Annotated in this window: 16 protein-coding genes and 5 pseudogenes; 3 read left to right on the forward strand and 18 right to left on the reverse strand. The window is 52.3% G+C overall.

Annotated elements, in window-relative coordinates; translation table 11 throughout:
* Window positions 1-40: 40 nt before the first annotated feature.
* The 10 genes and pseudogenes from FLZ89_RS01760 to FLZ89_RS16470 all read right to left on the reverse strand — a co-directional run.
* A complete protein-coding gene (locus FLZ89_RS01760) occupies window positions 41-265 on the reverse strand; it encodes an HD domain-containing protein (protein ID WP_256369483.1) in 225 nt (74 codons plus the stop codon).
* 342 nt (window positions 266-607) lie between these two features.
* Window positions 608-1,894: a GumC family protein gene (locus FLZ89_RS01765; protein ID WP_141265575.1), complete on the reverse strand. Its 1,287-nt coding sequence runs from the start codon at window positions 1,892-1,894 to the stop codon at window positions 608-610.
* Between the two features lie 29 nt (window positions 1,895-1,923).
* Window positions 1,924-2,085, reverse strand: a pseudogene (locus FLZ89_RS01770) (polysaccharide biosynthesis protein); the annotation flags it as partial.
* Between the two features lie 62 nt (window positions 2,086-2,147).
* A complete protein-coding gene (locus FLZ89_RS01775) occupies window positions 2,148-2,894 on the reverse strand; it encodes a hypothetical protein (protein WP_141304196.1) in 747 nt (248 codons plus the stop codon).
* A gap of 37 nt (window positions 2,895-2,931) precedes the next feature.
* Entirely contained in the window at window positions 2,932-3,510 is a 579-nt protein-coding gene (locus FLZ89_RS01780; RefSeq protein ID WP_141304197.1) for an HD domain-containing protein, read from the reverse strand.
* Entirely contained in the window at window positions 3,485-3,928 is a 444-nt protein-coding gene (locus tag FLZ89_RS01785; RefSeq protein WP_141265572.1) for a hypothetical protein, read from the reverse strand. The genes FLZ89_RS01780 and FLZ89_RS01785 overlap by 26 nt, the downstream gene beginning before the upstream one ends.
* Before the next feature lie 134 nt (window positions 3,929-4,062).
* Window positions 4,063-4,425, reverse strand: a pseudogene (locus FLZ89_RS16265) (polysaccharide biosynthesis protein); the annotation flags it as partial.
* 133 nt (window positions 4,426-4,558) lie between these two features.
* Window positions 4,559-4,744 carry a hypothetical protein gene (locus tag FLZ89_RS01795; protein WP_141304198.1) on the reverse strand — a complete coding sequence of 62 codons (186 nt, stop codon included), beginning with the start codon at window positions 4,742-4,744 and terminating at the stop codon, window positions 4,559-4,561.
* Window positions 4,745-4,989: 245 nt separating this feature from the next.
* Window positions 4,990-5,781 (reverse strand): hypothetical protein, encoded by a 792-nt coding sequence (locus tag FLZ89_RS01800; RefSeq protein WP_253256380.1) that lies wholly within the window; start codon window positions 5,779-5,781, stop codon window positions 4,990-4,992.
* Between the two features lie 12 nt (window positions 5,782-5,793).
* A pseudogene (locus FLZ89_RS16470) lies at window positions 5,794-5,946 on the reverse strand (HNH endonuclease); the annotation flags it as partial.
* Window positions 5,947-6,155: 209 nt separating this feature from the next.
* On the opposite strand from FLZ89_RS16470, the pseudogene FLZ89_RS16635 reads away from it, so the two are divergent.
* A pseudogene (locus tag FLZ89_RS16635) lies at window positions 6,156-6,418 on the forward strand (IS1634 family transposase); the annotation flags it as partial.
* Here the strand turns inward: FLZ89_RS16635 and FLZ89_RS16475 are convergent.
* The gene (locus FLZ89_RS16475) at window positions 6,388-6,639 is read right to left on the reverse strand and encodes a hypothetical protein (RefSeq protein WP_216363810.1); all 252 of its coding nucleotides are present in this window, start codon (window positions 6,637-6,639) and stop codon (window positions 6,388-6,390) included. The pseudogene FLZ89_RS16635 and the gene FLZ89_RS16475 overlap by 31 nt on opposite strands.
* 22 nt (window positions 6,640-6,661) lie before the next feature.
* Entirely contained in the window at window positions 6,662-6,862 is a 201-nt protein-coding gene (locus FLZ89_RS16480; protein WP_277997537.1) for an NAD-dependent epimerase/dehydratase family protein, read from the reverse strand.
* A gap of 209 nt (window positions 6,863-7,071) precedes the next feature.
* Between FLZ89_RS16480 and FLZ89_RS01810 the strand changes: the two genes are divergently transcribed.
* Window positions 7,072-7,974 carry a DUF4351 domain-containing protein gene (locus FLZ89_RS01810; protein ID WP_141304200.1) on the forward strand — a complete coding sequence of 301 codons (903 nt, stop codon included), beginning with the start codon at window positions 7,072-7,074 and terminating at the stop codon, window positions 7,972-7,974.
* Between the two features lie 88 nt (window positions 7,975-8,062).
* On the opposite strand, the gene galE is transcribed toward FLZ89_RS01810, so the two are convergent.
* Together galE and murJ are read right to left on the reverse strand one after the other, a co-directional pair.
* Complete coding sequence (galE, locus tag FLZ89_RS01815; RefSeq protein WP_141304201.1) at window positions 8,063-9,046, reverse strand: UDP-glucose 4-epimerase GalE; 984 nt, start codon at window positions 9,044-9,046, stop codon at window positions 8,063-8,065.
* A gap of 155 nt (window positions 9,047-9,201) precedes the next feature.
* Entirely contained in the window at window positions 9,202-10,812 is a 1,611-nt protein-coding gene (gene murJ, locus FLZ89_RS01820) for a murein biosynthesis integral membrane protein MurJ (protein ID WP_141304202.1), read from the reverse strand.
* A gap of 66 nt (window positions 10,813-10,878) precedes the next feature.
* Between murJ and FLZ89_RS01825 the strand changes: the two genes are divergently transcribed.
* A complete protein-coding gene (locus FLZ89_RS01825) occupies window positions 10,879-11,076 on the forward strand; it encodes a hypothetical protein (RefSeq protein WP_141304203.1) in 198 nt (65 codons plus the stop codon).
* Window positions 11,077-11,094: 18 nt separating this feature from the next.
* Here FLZ89_RS01825 and FLZ89_RS01830 read toward each other — a convergent pair whose 3' ends face one another.
* The 4 genes and pseudogenes from FLZ89_RS01830 to FLZ89_RS01845 form a co-directional block, all read right to left on the reverse strand.
* Window positions 11,095-12,489 (reverse strand): phosphomannomutase/phosphoglucomutase, encoded by a 1,395-nt coding sequence (locus tag FLZ89_RS01830; RefSeq protein WP_253256382.1) that lies wholly within the window; start codon window positions 12,487-12,489, stop codon window positions 11,095-11,097.
* An 11-nt stretch (window positions 12,490-12,500) separates the two neighbouring features.
* Window positions 12,501-13,967, reverse strand: coding sequence for a mannose-1-phosphate guanylyltransferase (locus tag FLZ89_RS01835; RefSeq protein WP_141304204.1), 1,467 nt, complete (start codon window positions 13,965-13,967; stop codon window positions 12,501-12,503).
* Window positions 13,968-13,990: 23 nt separating this feature from the next.
* Window positions 13,991-14,380: pseudogene (locus tag FLZ89_RS01840) on the reverse strand (glycosyltransferase); the annotation flags it as partial.
* A gap of 35 nt (window positions 14,381-14,415) precedes the next feature.
* Window positions 14,416-15,669: a glycosyltransferase family 4 protein gene (locus FLZ89_RS01845; protein WP_172613392.1), complete on the reverse strand. Its 1,254-nt coding sequence runs from the start codon at window positions 15,667-15,669 to the stop codon at window positions 14,416-14,418.
* Between the last annotated feature and the right edge of the window lie 86 nt (window positions 15,670-15,755).

Here is a 15,755-nt window from a genome sequence, read left to right on the forward strand (position 1 = left end):
CCTTCAGCTTTTTGCAGAGTTGCAGCCATAACCTTTGAGCCTATGAAGCTTGACAGCGTGACCGATAATTTGTAACAAAGATTTTATCACCTGCTCTGGTCAAGGCACTTTCTCCAAAATCGGGTGTTTTCTTTTGAACAACTTGCTCTTTCTCGAATTGAATGCGCATAAAAACCGCTTCACCTACGTGTGAAAGGGGGTAATGACCAATATCATGTAAAAGGGCAGCCATGCGAAGTTTCCTCAAGTCATCCTCTTCCAACACACCTTATACGTTTCGACAAATCAGACAGAATGGGATCCGGACTGGACTGCCACATTTTTAAAGGGCGCCGTCACTTTGGCCATGATGCCCACCTCTTTCGCACCTCATTCTACCAGGGGCTAAAGGAAGTGGCTATTTTCGTAAGCTGCCAGGAATCACGTTTGTATTATAACAGAAAAATCTTTTCGAATAAATCTAGGCTCTTATCCCGTTATTAGAGTGTTGAATCCATGGGCGGATTGCGGAATGTTTAATCGGCGACAATGGGCTCGGGTTGGGCTAAAAAATGAGAACTGGCACTCGTATAACTGCCATACCACCTTCCAATCATAGATGTGTAGGTTATCCCTTAATATTTTCAATTCCAGGCACCGGCGCGTTCCACATTTCCAAGAAAAAGGCCGCCAAAACTCCTACCATTAGTCCCAGCAAGGTGGCCACCGCCGTATTCAACAATTTTCTCGGCCTGACGGGACTCGAGGGCTCCACGGCCGGGGCGATTAGACGCGTCTGGACACTAGTATCCAGGGAACCGGCAACGCGCGCTTCTTCACTGCGAACCAGTAAGGATCGGAAATTTTCCTGCAAATTTTTGATCTGGACCTGGTACTTATCATCGATCAATTGTTTTTCGGCGAGCTCTTCCTGCAGCGCCTGCAGCTCCTTTTCCGTGCTTCTTATTTGTTCCTGCAGAGAAGTAACTTTTTCCTGCAGCTGGGCTACCTGCATCCTATAAGTATTGGCCTGTGTCGCTAAAGAGAGATAAATTGGATTGGGTTCTTCGTCTTCCAGCTTAAGCCCGGCTACTTCTTGAGACGGACGGCCGGTTTTACTTTCAGTTATATTCAACAATAATGGATCGTCCCCCACCACCTTTACAGTCTTCAGGGTAGCAGGCGTTCCTGCCAGTTTCGTTTCGGCAGCTTCTAAAGCACGACGGGTGCCTTCCAACTCCACCTGAGTTTTTCTTAGATTTGTTTTAAATTCCGTCAACAACTGCACTTTGGCTTCCAGCTCGGCATTGAGCTGCTTGACGCTGCGCGGCTGAGCCAGAAACTGCCGGTATTCTTCCATGACTTGATTCAGCTTTTCTTCTTCTTTGTTTTGCTGGGCTTCAATGGTGGAACTCACCTGGTTTAGCCTCTGGGCCTGCAAGTCCTGCATGAAAGCTATGTATTCCTGGGCCACAGTGTTGGCCAGATCCCTGGCCAACCTGGCGTCAGAGTTATTTGCATGTATTTCCAATAAATTCGTATTCTTGGGATTTTCCACCTTGATGATATTTGCCAATGCCTGAAGGGAATAGACTTGAGGGTCGAGGGCCAGCTTCTTCTGGACACGTTCCAATACAGTTGGGTTTGTCACCTGGTAACGGTACGTTTCCAGGGAAGCCTGATGGCTGGCAACAGCCAGCGATTGGAGCAGGGCTTCGAGCGGGCTGTTCCCTTCCGGGGTTTTGGGCACCGCAGGAAGATCAACCTGCAGGGTAGCCGTGGCTTCATATACTGGAGGCAAAACAAAGAAGCTCAGAACGCCACTGGTAATGAGCGCCACAACTGTAATAAATATTATAACCCGCTTGCGTCTTATTAAGATTTCTATAAGTTCTCGTAAGGATACTTCTTCCATGAGGCAACAGCTCCTTTTATTTTATTCTCGCCACGGACCAGGGCGCCGGCCTGGATGACCAGTTGCACCGCCTCTGGAATGGTCATAAAGTAGCGGGTCATCTCCGGGTGGGTCACCGTCACCGGGCCGCTGGCGGCAATCTGGCGCTGAAAAAGGGGTACCACGCTGCCCCGGCTGCCCAGGACCCCTCCCGGTTTGAGGTACCAAGGAAAAGCTGGTGAAAACCAGTGTCAACTAGGGGGTGACACATTTTTTACAACAACCGCCCCTCATTTAACCTGTTTATTAAAATATTTCTTACCTGATCATTCTTTACAAAAATGTAAGGGATCTCACGAAAAGGATTTTGATAGATACTTTCCTGAAAGATCTCCTGGAACCTCTTACGTTTATCACCAAGCATAATATAAACCGCCTTGCCAGCAACAGGAACAAAGGGTTTAAAATCAGCAACGGCAATATAGAAATCTCCCTTAGTAAGGCCATTATTTGCTTCTATAATCCTTCGCTCAAGTTCTTCTAACCCGTCTTCTTCTTTGCGAAACTGGCCAACAAGCCTGATGAACGCATCCTGGTGAGCAGGGTCCTTTATTATTGCTTCGAACTCAAAAGGTGTTTTCCAGAGCGATTTATAAAAAGCCCGGTTAAATAGTTGATTATATAGATCCCGGGCGTAATCATCAATACTCATATATTTACGAACAAAGGTAATCAAATCATAGTCATCTGCTAACTTTTCCGCTATTGATTCATAGGTAAATAACTCTTCCCGCCCTTCAGGTACTGTATTAATCAAGTATTTAATAAGACGCCGGAAAAGAAAATCAGTATAAACAGTGATATGATGGTTATACACCCAAAAATAAAGTGCATTCCTTCCATATATAAGGTTGCCTATAGTACTGAGGGCTTTACCAGAGAACGCCAATGTTCCGTTATGAATTGTATATGCCGAAATAAGCCGTTCAGCGTCTATAGCTATTAGCTCAGCGCCGGACATAAAAGCATCCCGTAAAACGTAATCAAGCTTATCTACATCAATAATCAGAATTAAGAATATCTATGAGACAATCTTCTGTAAATTTATCCGATGTATTATACTTTTGCCCCGTTATCATTCGACAAAGTAAATCCAGGTCAACGCCATAGCTTAATAACCTGTCGGCAAATTTATTCAAGACTATTGCGCAACTACATAATTCATGTGGAGATCCCATTGAACCCATTATAGTATTTGTTAGCCCTACATTATTAAGACCAATGTTAAGCCAGTTAATAAGCTCTTCTTTTGAATAAAAAGCCTCCCCGAGATGAGAAAAAGGGGCATGCCCGATATCATGTAATAGACAGGCATATCGTACTGTGTTGGATATCCTTTCATCCGCATCAATACCTAATGATTCCAAAACTTTGATGCCTAAATGCATAACGCCTAGCGAATGCTCAAAGCGGGTATGATTAGCTGAAGGATAAACAGAATAGGCACCTGTTTGCCGGATACGCTTTAGACGTTGAAAAAGTGGTGTATCAATTATATGTAGATCATTTTCGCATAAAGATATATACCCATGCACTACATCGCGGATTATTTTAGAGGTTTTCCCGCCATGGTTCAAGAGAAATAACCTCCCTTAATACTCTTAAAAAAATCTGCCTTTCTTTTTCAGAAGGCCATCCTATCTCCCTTAAATTTTGCGATATCCTATCCAAACGATATTCCTCAAAGGGTTTGCTTGCTTCAAAGCATATATCATTTTCGCCTGGGTCCGGGCATTCACGTAAAAAATGATTAGAAAGCCAATACCATATTTCCTCATCTACTGTTTCACTAACAATGGCATCACCAGTCCCGGATATATTTCCCCTAAATACAGCATTTATATGAATTGTCGTCTCTTCCAACCGCTTAGCGACCTGGAAAACAACCCTCGTTACTTCTTTCCTGGTACCTCTTTTCTTCTCAGCAAAATATGCCAGAACAATGGGTGTAGGACCAATTACTACTCCTTTCTTTGCAGATACTACGCTCTCCACAATTATCCCTCCGTGAAGGTTTTTATTCTAAAACTATTTTATTCCACTTAGCATAAAAAGACCAGTCCCTACATTTCCCTTAGCCACCAGGAGAAAATATCCCGGATCCGTGACAGGCCATTTGGAAACGCTGCCTACCCCCACCTGCACCGTTCCTGCCCTTTCTCTACCCGAAAGCCCGGCAGGACCAGACGTAGCAGTTCTTCCACCCCGTCCATGTCGGCCCGCCAGCCGGGCTGGGAGACCAGCGCCAGGAAGTGCTCCAGCCTGGCGGCATCGAATTCTCCCGGCCGGGCAATGAAGATCCGCTCATGGGAAGTAGCATTAGGACCAGGGGCGCCAGCCTGGATGACGAGCTGCACCGCCTCGGGGATGGTCATAAAGTAGCGGATCATCTCCGGATGAGTCACCGTCACCGGCCCCCCGGCGGCAATCTGGCGCTGGAATAAAGGTACCACGCTGCCCCGGCTGCCTAAAACATTCCCGAAAAGCACGGCCGCGAAAAACGCCTGGGTACCACTTCTCCTGAAGTTGTAGCAAAGATAAAGACTTTATACTTAACCTCCACTCTGGGCTTAAGGTCGCCCTAGCATCAAAGACCGGCCAGGTTTAACCAGGCCGGTCTTTAAGTTATCCTTTAAATCCCCGCGGCCTGCGGCGGTGCCACTGCCAGGCAGTAGCAATGATGTCCTCAAGTTCGGTATACCGCGGCCGCCAGCCTAACTCCGCCATGGCTTTTCCTGCCGAGGCTACCAGCACCGCCGGGTCGCCGGGCCGCTGGGGGCCGACACGGTAAGGTACTTTCTGCCCTGTCATCTTTTCCGCCGCTTTTATTACCTCCAGGACCGAATAGCCCCGGCCGGTGCCCAGGTTATAGGCCGCCGTGGGGCTACCCTGCTTCAGGGCCGCCAGGGCTCCAGTATGATACTTTTTTATTGCACTGGTCTAGCAGGAAGTTAAAGGAAGTTGCTAATGCCTGTATTGATCTTCATGCTACCAATTAATGCCATTTAGTATGCAACTGGTATGGCACTAGCTACAGTTTATCCGCCCACGACTATCTATTCAAAGGACTCCGCAGTGAACGCCCTGACAAGTTCCATCAGGGTGTTCCTGGAGGCCGATTTATTGGGAACATCTATCACCCATATGATTCCATTATCTTGGCACGTCCAGTATTTTTCCCGCTCCACAGTGACCACAATACTGCCTTCGAAAATGTTAAAGAGGTTCACATAACCGCAAATGCTTCTGCCCGTGGCCAGTAGTCCACCAACCATCCAATCTGGATTATCCACGAGGAAAAGCAGCGGCTTTTCACCCCCGAGAATGCGGATAGTCCCCTTTAGGCCTTGCTGTAAAGCTTGCTCTCGGCTAAGGGTTTCTGGCCGGAGAATTGCACGAAATTTCGCCGCGGTAGGGTCTTCCAAGTACTCTGGCCCCAACTCCATGCAGGCCAGCTCATAGACGATTTTGAGCAGGCCCCGTTGCCAGTCCCACAGATTGAATGTGAAATTCAGTTCCATCGTTGGATGTTCAACATGTACTTCCTTCCGTGAGAGCAACTCCATCCTCAAGCTCTTATTTTTCGCCCTCTGAGCGATTTTCTCCAGGATAATAGGTAGTCTATTCTCGTCGCTTTTGTCCAGGATAATTCGTATACGCTCTCCCGTATCGATTTCCTCACGGATGACCTTCGGCACCGTATAGAGTCTTTTTGGTTTGCCGCTACTATCGAATTCATAACGAACTTCGTGTTGCGGATCACCGGCAATGTATCCCTTTTCTAATGGATTGGGAATCTTTCCACTCTTTCCCGGCAAACAAAGTAGCATCCGCTTCGCTTCAATCAACCAATTGTTGATTAAGGGAGCGTCCACATATCTGCCAAGATTGGAGTTACACTCCCGGCACACGTTTTTGATAGTAATGTTTCCCCCAAGCGCTTCCGGAAAAATGTGCTCCTCACTGGCAGTTGCGTTATCTAGCTCTCTTAGACAAATAATGCACCTAAACACGGCCCCCCTACACCACCCTCTCGAAAACTACGTTTGTCAATACAAAAAATGATCGACTATGCAAAGTAAATCTGATCACTTGTTCTAAAGTAAAAGTAATCCAGTCTACGTGAAAACGTTGAGGATGAAGAGATGGTGCCTACCCCTTACCCTAGGAAAAGGGGTAGGCAACGTATGGCGAACGGCTGTCCTAGTTGGCCCTGGCTTTTATTAATAAGCTGCTGGTATTCCTTAACGAAGATGAACTAGACACTGTTAGGGGCATTACGGCATCCCTTATATGGTGAATTTTTTCTGGGAGCGACTGGTTCTGGACGCCTTCTTTAAAAACTATCTCCAAAATCGTCAACTAGAGATGGATGTGGCCTTATGCACCAAGATATGGTTAAGGCAAATTTACCTGCCGGAACTTGAAGAGAAACAGCCTGAGTTGCATCATTTTTACCGCCCCCTCGACATCCTGGAAGAAATGATACCTTGAGAATAACCTCGCGGCCTGCGGCGGTAACAGTGCCAGGCCGTAGCAATGATGTCCTCCAGTTCGGTATACCGCGGCCGCCACCCTAACTCCGCCATGGCTTTTCCTGCCGAGGCTACCAGCACCGCCGGGTCGCCGGGCCGCCGGGGACCGACACGGTAAGGTACTTTCTGCCCCGTCACCTTTTCCGCCGCTTTTATTACCTCCAGGACCAAATAGCGCCGGCCGCTGCCAAGGTTATAGGCCGCCGTGGGGCTGCCCGCCCTGCTCCAGGTCCGCCAGGGCCAGCACGTGGGCTGCCGCCAGGTCCTCGACGTGGATGTAGTCCCGCACCGCCGTCCCCAATATCCCCTGCCGGCGACACCCCGGCGGCGTTGAAATAACGTAAGGATAAGGATATCCATGCCCACCACTTCTATCCCCCGGTCCTGGAGCCATAAAGCTGTAAAGGGCGTTTTCATAGATGCTGATAGCCCACCGTTCGCCCTGTTCACCCGAGATGACAAAAATAACATCTGCAGGTTTGCCGAGGGAACTGGATGGGACTGCAGCTCCGGGGCCAGGCCTTTGCCAATATATTAAAAAAATAACCCTTGCTCAACCCGGGCCTTCTCAAGTAAAATAAAGAAAAACAGGAGTAACCGCCAATGCCCGTTGATCACGACCGCCTGTTCAAGGAACTGCTGACCACTTTTTTCCGGGAGTTTATGGAGCTCTTCTTCCCTAAAGCCCATGCTTTAATCGACTATTCGGATACCAGGTTTTTAACCCAGGAAATTATAACCGATATTACCGCTGGCGACAAGCACTACGTGGATATCCTCGCTGAAGTCAAAATCAAAGGAGAAGACGGCTGCGTCCTGGTCCACATCGAGCCCCAGGCCTACCGCCAGGCCGACTTCGCCCGGCGCATGTTCATTTACTTCAGCAGGCTTTACGAAAAACACCAGAAAAAGGTGCTGCCCATCGCCGTCTTTGCCCATGACAGCAAGTTAGAAGAAACCAACCGGCATGAAGTAGAGTTTCCGTTTCTCAAGGTGTTGCAGTTCGAGTTTTACAAAATACAGCTCAAGAGACTGCCCTGGCGGCAGTACCTCAACAGCACCAACCCGGTAGCAGCGGCATTGTTAAGCAAGATGGACTATTCGCCCCGGGAACGGGTGCAGGTAAAAATCGAGTTTTTGCGCCTATTGACAAGAATGCAGTTGGACCCAGCAAGGATGGAACTGATAACCGCCTTTTTTGATAGCTATCTGGTATTGAGCGCCGAAGAAGAAAAATCTCTGCAAGAGAAGTTGCCGGAAGAACTCCAACCCGAGGAGGTGCAAAGGGTCATGGAACTAACCACATCCTGGCATTTAAAGGGCCGGCAGGAAGGCCGGCAGGAAATAATCATAAGGCTGTTAAGGAAACGGTTGGGCACTACCTCTCCTGAAGTGGAAGCGAAGATAAAGACTTTATCAGTGGAGCAGCTGGATGACCTGGCGGAAAAGATACTGGACATCACCAGCGAGGAGGAACTGCTAAGGGTTCTTGCCCTTAAACATTGATATAAACATTGATACTTAAGCTCCACTCTGGGCTTAAGGTCGCCCTGGTATCAAAGACCGGCCGGGTTTAAGCAGGCCGGTCTTTAAGTTATCCTTTAAATCCCCGCGGCCTGCTGCGGTGCCACTGCCAGGCAGTAGCAATGATGTCCTCCAGTTCTGTAAATCGAGGTTGCCAGCCTAACTCCGCGATTGCTTTTTCTGCCGAGGCTACCAGCACCGCCGGGTCGCCGGGCCGCCGGGGACCGACACGGTAGGGCACCTTTTTCCCCGTCACCTTTTCCGCCGCCCGGATTACCTGAAGAACCGAATAGCCCCGGCCGGTGCCAAGGTTATAGGCCGCCGTAGGGTTGCCCTGCTCTAGGGCTTCCAGGGCCAGGACGTGGGCTGCCGCCAGGTCGTCGACGTGGATGTAGTCCCGCACCGCCGTCCCGTCAGGAGTAGGGTAGTCGTCGCCAAAGACCGTTAATTCTTCACCCGTCATAATGGCCCTAAGCACCAGGGGGATGAGGTGGGTTTCCGGGTCGTGGTCTTCGCCGATATCCCCTGCCGGTGACGCCCCGGCGGCGTTGAAGTAACGTAAGGATATGGCGCGGAAATTGTAAGCGCGGCTGTAGGAGGCCAGGGCCTTCTCCAGGACCATTTTCGTCTCGCCGTAGGGGTTAGCGGGCTCCAGGGGAAAGTCTTCCCGGATGGGCATCTCATGGGGTTCGCCGTAGACGGCGGCGCTGGAGGAAAAGACGAAGTAGGGCACGCCGCAATGTAGAGCCGCCTGGAGGAGAGTCAAGCCGCCGCCGACGTTATTCAAATAATAAGCCTGGGGGTCGCGGACCGATTCACCCACCAGGCTCAAGGCGGCGAAATGCAAAATACTCCGGCAGCCATAGCGCGCCAGGGTAGACCGCAGCAGCTCCCCGTCCAGGATATCGCCTTCGACCAGGGGCACCCCGGCCACCGCTTCCCGGTGCCCCCGGCTCAGGTTATCATACACAATTACCTCATGGCCGGCTTCCAGCAGCCGCCTTACCGTGTGACTGCCGATATATCCGGCCCCGCCGGTCACTAATACCCGCATCTTTTTCTACTCCTTATTTCCAGCATTGCAGACAAATAAGAGCTTGCATTCCCAAACACCAGCCAGAGTTTAAATTTAATAGCCGGGCCTCAGTTACCATTCCTGCAATTTCTTAACTGGCAGCAAAACGCAAAAGAACTACTTTGGAGTATAATTTACCAAAGCCACCTCATCCTTTCCCTTACCAACCCCAGCACATAAAAAATCTCCCTTACACCGAGAAGCCGGCAGGCGCCGGCGTACACCAGGGCGCCGGCACAGCCAAGTACACTAATCCGCAGGCCCAGGGTTCCAAACGCCGCCAGGCCGCCCCCGAGGAAGCCGGCCGCATATTGCGCCAACCGGTTGAAGGGCAACTCCGCCGCCACATTCAGCCACCATGCCACCGCCCCCATCACCAGGGCCGCTACGTTCACCCTGGCCGTCTCTAGCAGGAAATAACGCCCGCCCAGGCGACCGAGGCGCCGCCTTAAGAAGACCAGCAGCAGCGCGCAACCGACCAGTGCGGCGATGGACGTGGCCAACGCCAGCCCGCCGTGGGCCAGGTAACGGACCAGAACCAGGTTAAGGCCAATGTTGACCGCCACAGACGCAAGCCCCGTCCACATTGGCATGGCGGTGTCCTGCAGCGCGTAAAAGGCCCGGGCCAGATAGTCGCGCCATACGAGGAAGAGCAACCCCAGGGTGTAGAAAAGGAGGGCAACGGCGGTCATGCGGGCGTCCGTCGCGTCGAAGGCACCGCGCTGGAACAGGAAGGCCACCAGCTCGTGGCGGAGGACGATCACGCCCACGAGGAGCGGCACCGCCAGGAAGGCCAGCGCCCCCAGGCCGCGGGCGAGCCGTTCCTTAAACCCGGCCAGGTCGCCCACCGCGCCGCGCTCGGCTAGCGACGGGTAGAGAACGATGATCAGCGGCGCAGCGAAAAGCCCCTGCGGGATCTGCAGCACCTTCTGCGCGTAGTTCAGCGCCGATATGCTGCCCTCCGCCAGTCCCGAAGCCAGGATGCGGTCCACGATTACGTTAAGCTGTCCCGCGCCCACCCCCACCAGCACCGGGAGCACCAGGGCCGCCATCTTCGTAAGGCCCGGGTGCCGGAGGTCCAGTACCGGCCGGTACCGGATCCCCAGGCCGCGCAGCACGGGCACCTGGATAAAGAACTGGCTGGCGATGGCCAGCACCGTCGCCCAGGCCACGCCCTCAATACCCCAGAAGGAACCCGAAAGAAAAATGGCGGTTATAAGGATCACGTTGTACGGAATGCCGACTGCCGCCGGGGCCAGAAAATGCTTGTGGGCGTTGAGCACCCCCTGGGCCCACCCGGAGAGCCCCATAAAGACCGTGGCCGGCAGCATTACCCGCACCAGCTCCGCCGTAAGGGCGGCCTGATCGGGACCGAAGCCGGGGGCCAGGAGCCTGACCAGCCACGGCGCGAAGGGCACCGCTACAAAACAAATCACAAGGAGCAGCGCCGCAATGGCGTGGAAGCTGCTCCAGACGAGGGAAGCCAGCTCTAACCTCTTTTCCTCCCGGTAAAGGTACTCGCTCAGCACCGGAATGCCCACGGTGGTGATGGCCGCGCCCACGATAGCGAAGAGAAGCGAAGGTATCACCGTGGCTACGAGATAGGCGTCGGTGACCCGGCTCGCGCCGAAAACGGCGGCCAGGGCCGCCTCCCGGCCAAACCCTAAAAGCTTACTTAGCACCGTAGCAGCCATCACCACCGACGCAGCACGGGCCACGGTTTGTTTTCCTAAAGGACCAGCCATACCGCCACCTCACGACCCTTCGTAGAACCAGGAAGGTGCCGGTAAGCAAGACGAGTTCGCTCCAGAATGAGTGAACCCCACAGCCGCGCGGGCAACACCATCCCCGACCAGATATTTGCTAACGAACATCTGAAAGAGGCATTCTTTGAGTATAAAACCAAATTTGTTTCCGGGGAAACAGTAATATTGATATCCAGTAACGTCTTCATTGCTAACACGCCAACACCTATCTCCCAGCAAGACATTGCAAACAGCGGCAGTTAATTTAAATCAGACGTATGTTTATTCCTCCATCGGAAAATCCCACTGGAATTCCTTTACTCCCGCGCAGATAAGACTGTTTTTCAATTTGCCTGCGATCTCTTGTAAATCCGCCAGGCTACCTGCCTCGCACCTGGCCACCAGCACCGGCTGGGTGTTGGAAGCCCGGACCAGACCCCAGCCGGAAGGAAACTGGATACGCGCGCCGTCTACATCAATCACGTCATAACCCTCACGGCGAAAAGAGGAGATAATCTCATGCACCACTTCCTCTTTGCGCTCTTCCGGGCAGGGAATACGGGTTTCAGGTGTGGAATAAAGCCGCGGAATATCAGCCAGGAGAGCCGACAAAGGTTTTCCCGACCGGGACAGGATCCTCAACAAGCGGGCCGCAGCGTAGGGCGCGTCGTCAAAGCCGAAATACTCATCGGCGAAGAAGAAATGCCCGGACATTTCCCCCGTGAAAGGCGCCCCTACTTCCCGCATTTTCGCCTTGATGAGGGAGTGGCCGGTTTTATAAAAGAAAGGCTTGCCACCCAGGCGAACTATTTCATCAACTAAGGCCTGGCTGCACTTAACCTCCACAATGGCCGGGGCTCCGGGAAAGCGGGGCAGGATCTCGCGCCAGAAAAGAACCTGCAGGATATCGCCCCAGATGACCCGGCCCTTTTCATCCACCACACCCAGCCGGTCGCCATCGCCGTCAAAGCTTAAGCCCACATCCGCCCCCGCTTCACGAACAAGGCGTATCAGGTCTCTCAGGTTTTCTACCACCGTGGGATCGGGGTGGTGGTTGGGAAAAGAAGGATCGGGATCACAGTACAGGGGGACAACTTCACACCCCAGGGCTTCCAGCAGCTTGACGGCCACCGGCCCGGCCGTGCCGTTACCGGCATCTACCGCCACTTTTAAGGACCTTTCCAAGTGGATGCGCCCGGTTATGTATTTAATGTATTCCTCTTGTGGACTGGCATAAACTACCTGCCCCTGTCCTTGAGGAAAATCGCCCTGCTCCAGGATAAGCTTTAGGCGCTGGATATCTTCCCCGTAGATGGTGCTCTCCCCGCAGAAAATCTTAAAGCCATTATCTTCCGGCGGGTTGTGGCTGGCGGTGATCATTACCCCGGCTTTATATCCATAAAGGTGATGGGCAAAATAAAAAACGGGCGTGATGACCTCGCCGATGTCCAGCACTTCACAGCCGGTGGAAACAAGGCCCCGCGTTAGGGCGTTCCGCAAGCGCAGGGAATGGCGCCGGTTGTCGCGCCCGACAATTACCCGCCTGTGATCACGCTGCAAAAAGTACGCTCCTAAAGCGCGGCCGAGCCGCTCTACTTCCCCATCGGGAAAGTCCACCTCAGCTACTCCTCTTAGATCATAAGTTTTAAAGACATGGGGGTTCATAGTCTTAAGCATCCTCCCCTTTCTCAACTACCGGAAACGCGGCCGTACACGTCTTCCAGGCGGACCACATCATCCAGCTCCGGTGTGGAAATCTCAATCAAGATCATATCCGTTGCAGCTTCAATACGGTGAACGGTCCCCGGCGGGATATCTACAACCTTCCTGGCCTCAACAGGGATACGTTTTTCCCCCAGCTCCAGATAACCGCTTCCCTGGATGACCAGCATGGTCTCCCTTTTCCGGCGGTGGTACTGCTTGCTCAAGCTGTGCCCCGCCCGGATATACAGGATCTTGCCGGCATAGGCCTCGGTGACGCTCCACCAGATCTCCCGTCCCCAGGGTTTTTCTTTTACCGGATGCTCGCGGGCCAGGGAGGTGCAAAGGTCTTCTCCTCTCCTCTCCCCTGCCTTACCCAAGAATCTGTCCAGCCCCTGCCGCCGGAGTTCATTTAAAACTGCTTTTAAGTCCTGGGCCCTCTTCTTATCAGCCACCAGCAGCACGTCGGGCGTGTCCACTACCAGGGTATCTTTCAGCCCAAAAGTCACCACCAGTTTATTATCGCTGTCACTGCGGATAATGGTTTCCTTGGTATCTACCAGCACCGCCTGTCCCTGTACCAGATTACCATCTATATCCTTCCCGGCAACTCGTTCCAGGGCCGTCCAGGTGCCCAGGTCATCCCAGCCGAAATCCCCGGGAACGGCCCAGACATTATCGGCCTTTTCCATAACACCGTAATCAATAGATATCTTGGGCAAGCGAGGAAAATGCTCGTCCAGCACTGCGTCAAAGGTACTCGTTCCCATAGCCTCCGCTATGGGCCGCATGCCGGCAGCCAGCTCGGGCAGGTAGCGCTTAATAGCTTCCTGAATAACCCCGACTTCCCAGACAAACATCCCGCTGTTCCACAGGTATTCTCCCGAGGCCAGAAAAGCCATGGCCGTTTCCAAATCCGGCTTTTCGGTAAACTCCCGCACTCTGAGGGCGCGACCCTTTTCCACCCGGGAAATGGGGCCGACATGGATATACCCGTATCCCGTCTCCGGGCGCGTAGGCCTGATGCCGATGGTAACCAGGCCTTTGGTCTTCTGAGCGGCAGCTACGGCGTCTTTGATGACCGCCGCAAACCGCTTCTCGTCCAGGACCATATGGTCCGAGGGCAGAACCACCATGGCAGCCCCCGGATCCCTGTTCTCTAAGAAGCTGGCGGCCAGGGCGATGCACGGGGCAGTATCCCGCCCTGCGGGCTCCACCAGGAGGTTCCCCGGCGGTAGTTCAGGCACCTGCTCGCGCACCAGGCCGAGGTACGGGCGTCCGGTCACAATGTAGACGTTTGACCAGGGTACAAGCAACCTTGCGCGGCGCACCGCCTGCTGCAAAAGTGTCCCCTCGCCGGCCACCGGCAGGAACTGCTTTGGTTTCTCTCTCCTGCTGTAGGGCCAGAAGCGTTCTCCTGACCCGCCGGCCATGATAACAACGCTGCAACGCATTTATAATTATCCTCCTGCCACTGCTATTTTTTGAAGCGGTCAGCTTCGCTCCATTTCTGGTCAACAAACATCTCGATTTCCCGCTTGAACCGCTCCCGGCTGAAACGCTCCGCGTTACGCCGCAGCACCTCCGGCCGGAAACGGCCTTCCCAGTCCAAAAACTGCCTCACCGCGGCTTCCAGCGCCTCCACGCTTTGCTCGTAAAAGAAAAGCCCCGTGGCCGCCTCCCAGTTATCCCCGGTTGCAGGCACTACCGTATCTTCCACCCCGCCTTTGCCGTAAGCAATGACCGGCGTGCCGCAGGCCTGGGCCTCTACGGGGACGATGCCGAAGTCTTCCTCGGCGGCAAACACAAAAGCCCGTGCCCGGGACATCAAATCCGCCACGGCGGCGTCGTCCTGGTACCCGAGGAATTGCTTGTTTCTTGCCTGCGAACGAAGTGAATACTTTAGCGTTTCTTACCTTTTATGGCTTCTTCGTATACTTTCACAGTTGCTTCGGCAACTTTCCGCCATTGATAGCGATCTAGTACAAGCTGTCTTGCCGTTCGACCCATCTCTCGTTGTCTATCCTTGTCAAACGACCCTACCTTTAATATAGCCTGAGCCAGTGCTTCAGGATTACCAGCCTCAACCAGCAAGCCGGTTCTTCCGTTTTGTATTATCTCAGGCATACCGCCCACCCGAGTTGCAATAACGGGGCAATCACATGCCATAGCCTCTAATGCAGCGAGACTAATGGCCTCCAGTATGGAAGGAATGACTACTACGTCGCTTATTTGGTAGAATAAGCGAAGATCTTCGGCCCCCAAATTGCCTAACAGCCTGAAATTAGTGATTCCGCCAGCCTTTATTTTATCGAGACTACCGATAATTTGCTTGCGGTAATCAGGATAACCAGGGTAGTCGGAGCCTGCGAATAGAAACATGGTGTTGGGCATTTGTTCGACCACAAGTGGTATTGCTTGGACTAAATAGATTACGCCTTTTGTTGGCGCCCACCGGCGCGGACAAAGAATGAGAAAATCTTCCGGGTTGTAACCTAAATCCAATCTTTTCTTCCTTCGTGTTTCTTCGCTTAAAGGTTGAAAAAACTCAGTATCTACGCCATTCGGGATAAAAACCGACTTATGCGGAAAGTAGGGAATCTCGGCAAGTTCAGGGCTGGGTCCGATAATGCGGCTGTAGTGGTTCAAAGCAAACTTAAGGAATGGCCTAGCATACCACCGCCGCTTGATATGTAAAAACTCGCCAGTGTGGTTAGTCAACATTACAGGGTAATACCGGGATACTATTTTTGTTGAAAATAGATTTGCTGAAAAGTCATGTTGGTGCAAGAGGTCCATTCTACGAGTTCTCATCACATCCAAAAGAACGTGTGCCACGTAGCGACTTGCAATTTGATAACTAGACTTCTGAAGGAAGGCGAAAAGAAGGCCCAACTGTGAACCTCCTGCAAGGGAGGAACGTAGCCTATTGATGACGGTTAACACAGGATTATTGAGAGTGACTTCGTGTACTGTTAGGCCAAAATAGGTTTTTTGAGAAACAGATTTAGCGGGATATGCCTCTTCGAGAATAGGAACGAAGATCTCGACATAATGGCCAAGCTCTATCAGTTCCTTTGATAAGTAATATATGTGGTTTTCTACGCCCCCCATAGTGCGTGGAAAACATAACGTACTCAACATTAATATTCGCATGTTACGTCTCCTCATCCCCATTTTTAGCCTAGTTAGTACGACAACCATGTTAAGCCAGCGTGTAAAGCGGCACCTCCGGCCAGAGC

The sequence above is a fragment of the Moorella sp. E306M genome (assembly GCF_006538385.1).
Lineage (GTDB): Bacteria > Bacillota > DSM-521 > Neomoorellales > Neomoorellaceae > Neomoorella.

What these genes read in the sequence shown, in the direction of transcription:
- murJ (WP_141304202.1), bottom strand. Translation starts at nt 10,812, where the DNA reads ATGGCTGGTCCTTTAGGAAAACAAACCGTGGCCCGTGCTGCGTCGGTG.
- FLZ89_RS01795 (WP_141304198.1), bottom strand. Translation starts at nt 4,744, where the DNA reads ATGACAGGGCAGAAAGTACCTTACCGTGTCGGCCCCCAGCGGCCCGGC.
- FLZ89_RS01835 (WP_141304204.1), bottom strand. Translation starts at nt 13,967, where the DNA reads ATGCGTTGCAGCGTTGTTATCATGGCCGGCGGGTCAGGAGAACGCTTC.
- FLZ89_RS01845 (WP_172613392.1), bottom strand. Translation starts at nt 15,669, where the DNA reads ATGCGAATATTAATGTTGAGTACGTTATGTTTTCCACGCACTATGGGG.
- FLZ89_RS01825 (WP_141304203.1), top strand. Translation starts at nt 10,879, where the DNA reads ATGAGTGAACCCCACAGCCGCGCGGGCAACACCATCCCCGACCAGATA.
- FLZ89_RS01765 (WP_141265575.1), bottom strand. Translation starts at nt 1,894, where the DNA reads ATGGAAGAAGTATCCTTACGAGAACTTATAGAAATCTTAATAAGACGC.
- FLZ89_RS01810 (WP_141304200.1), top strand. Translation starts at nt 7,072, where the DNA reads ATGCCCGTTGATCACGACCGCCTGTTCAAGGAACTGCTGACCACTTTT.
- FLZ89_RS01830 (WP_253256382.1), bottom strand. Translation starts at nt 12,489, where the DNA reads ATGCTTAAGACTATGAACCCCCATGTCTTTAAAACTTATGATCTAAGA.
- galE (WP_141304201.1), bottom strand. Translation starts at nt 9,046, where the DNA reads ATGCGGGTATTAGTGACCGGCGGGGCCGGATATATCGGCAGTCACACG.
- FLZ89_RS01775 (WP_141304196.1), bottom strand. Translation starts at nt 2,894, where the DNA reads ATGTCCGGCGCTGAGCTAATAGCTATAGACGCTGAACGGCTTATTTCG.
- FLZ89_RS16480 (WP_277997537.1), bottom strand. Translation starts at nt 6,862, where the DNA reads ATGGCTCCAGGACCGGGGGATAGAAGTGGTGGGCATGGATATCCTTAT.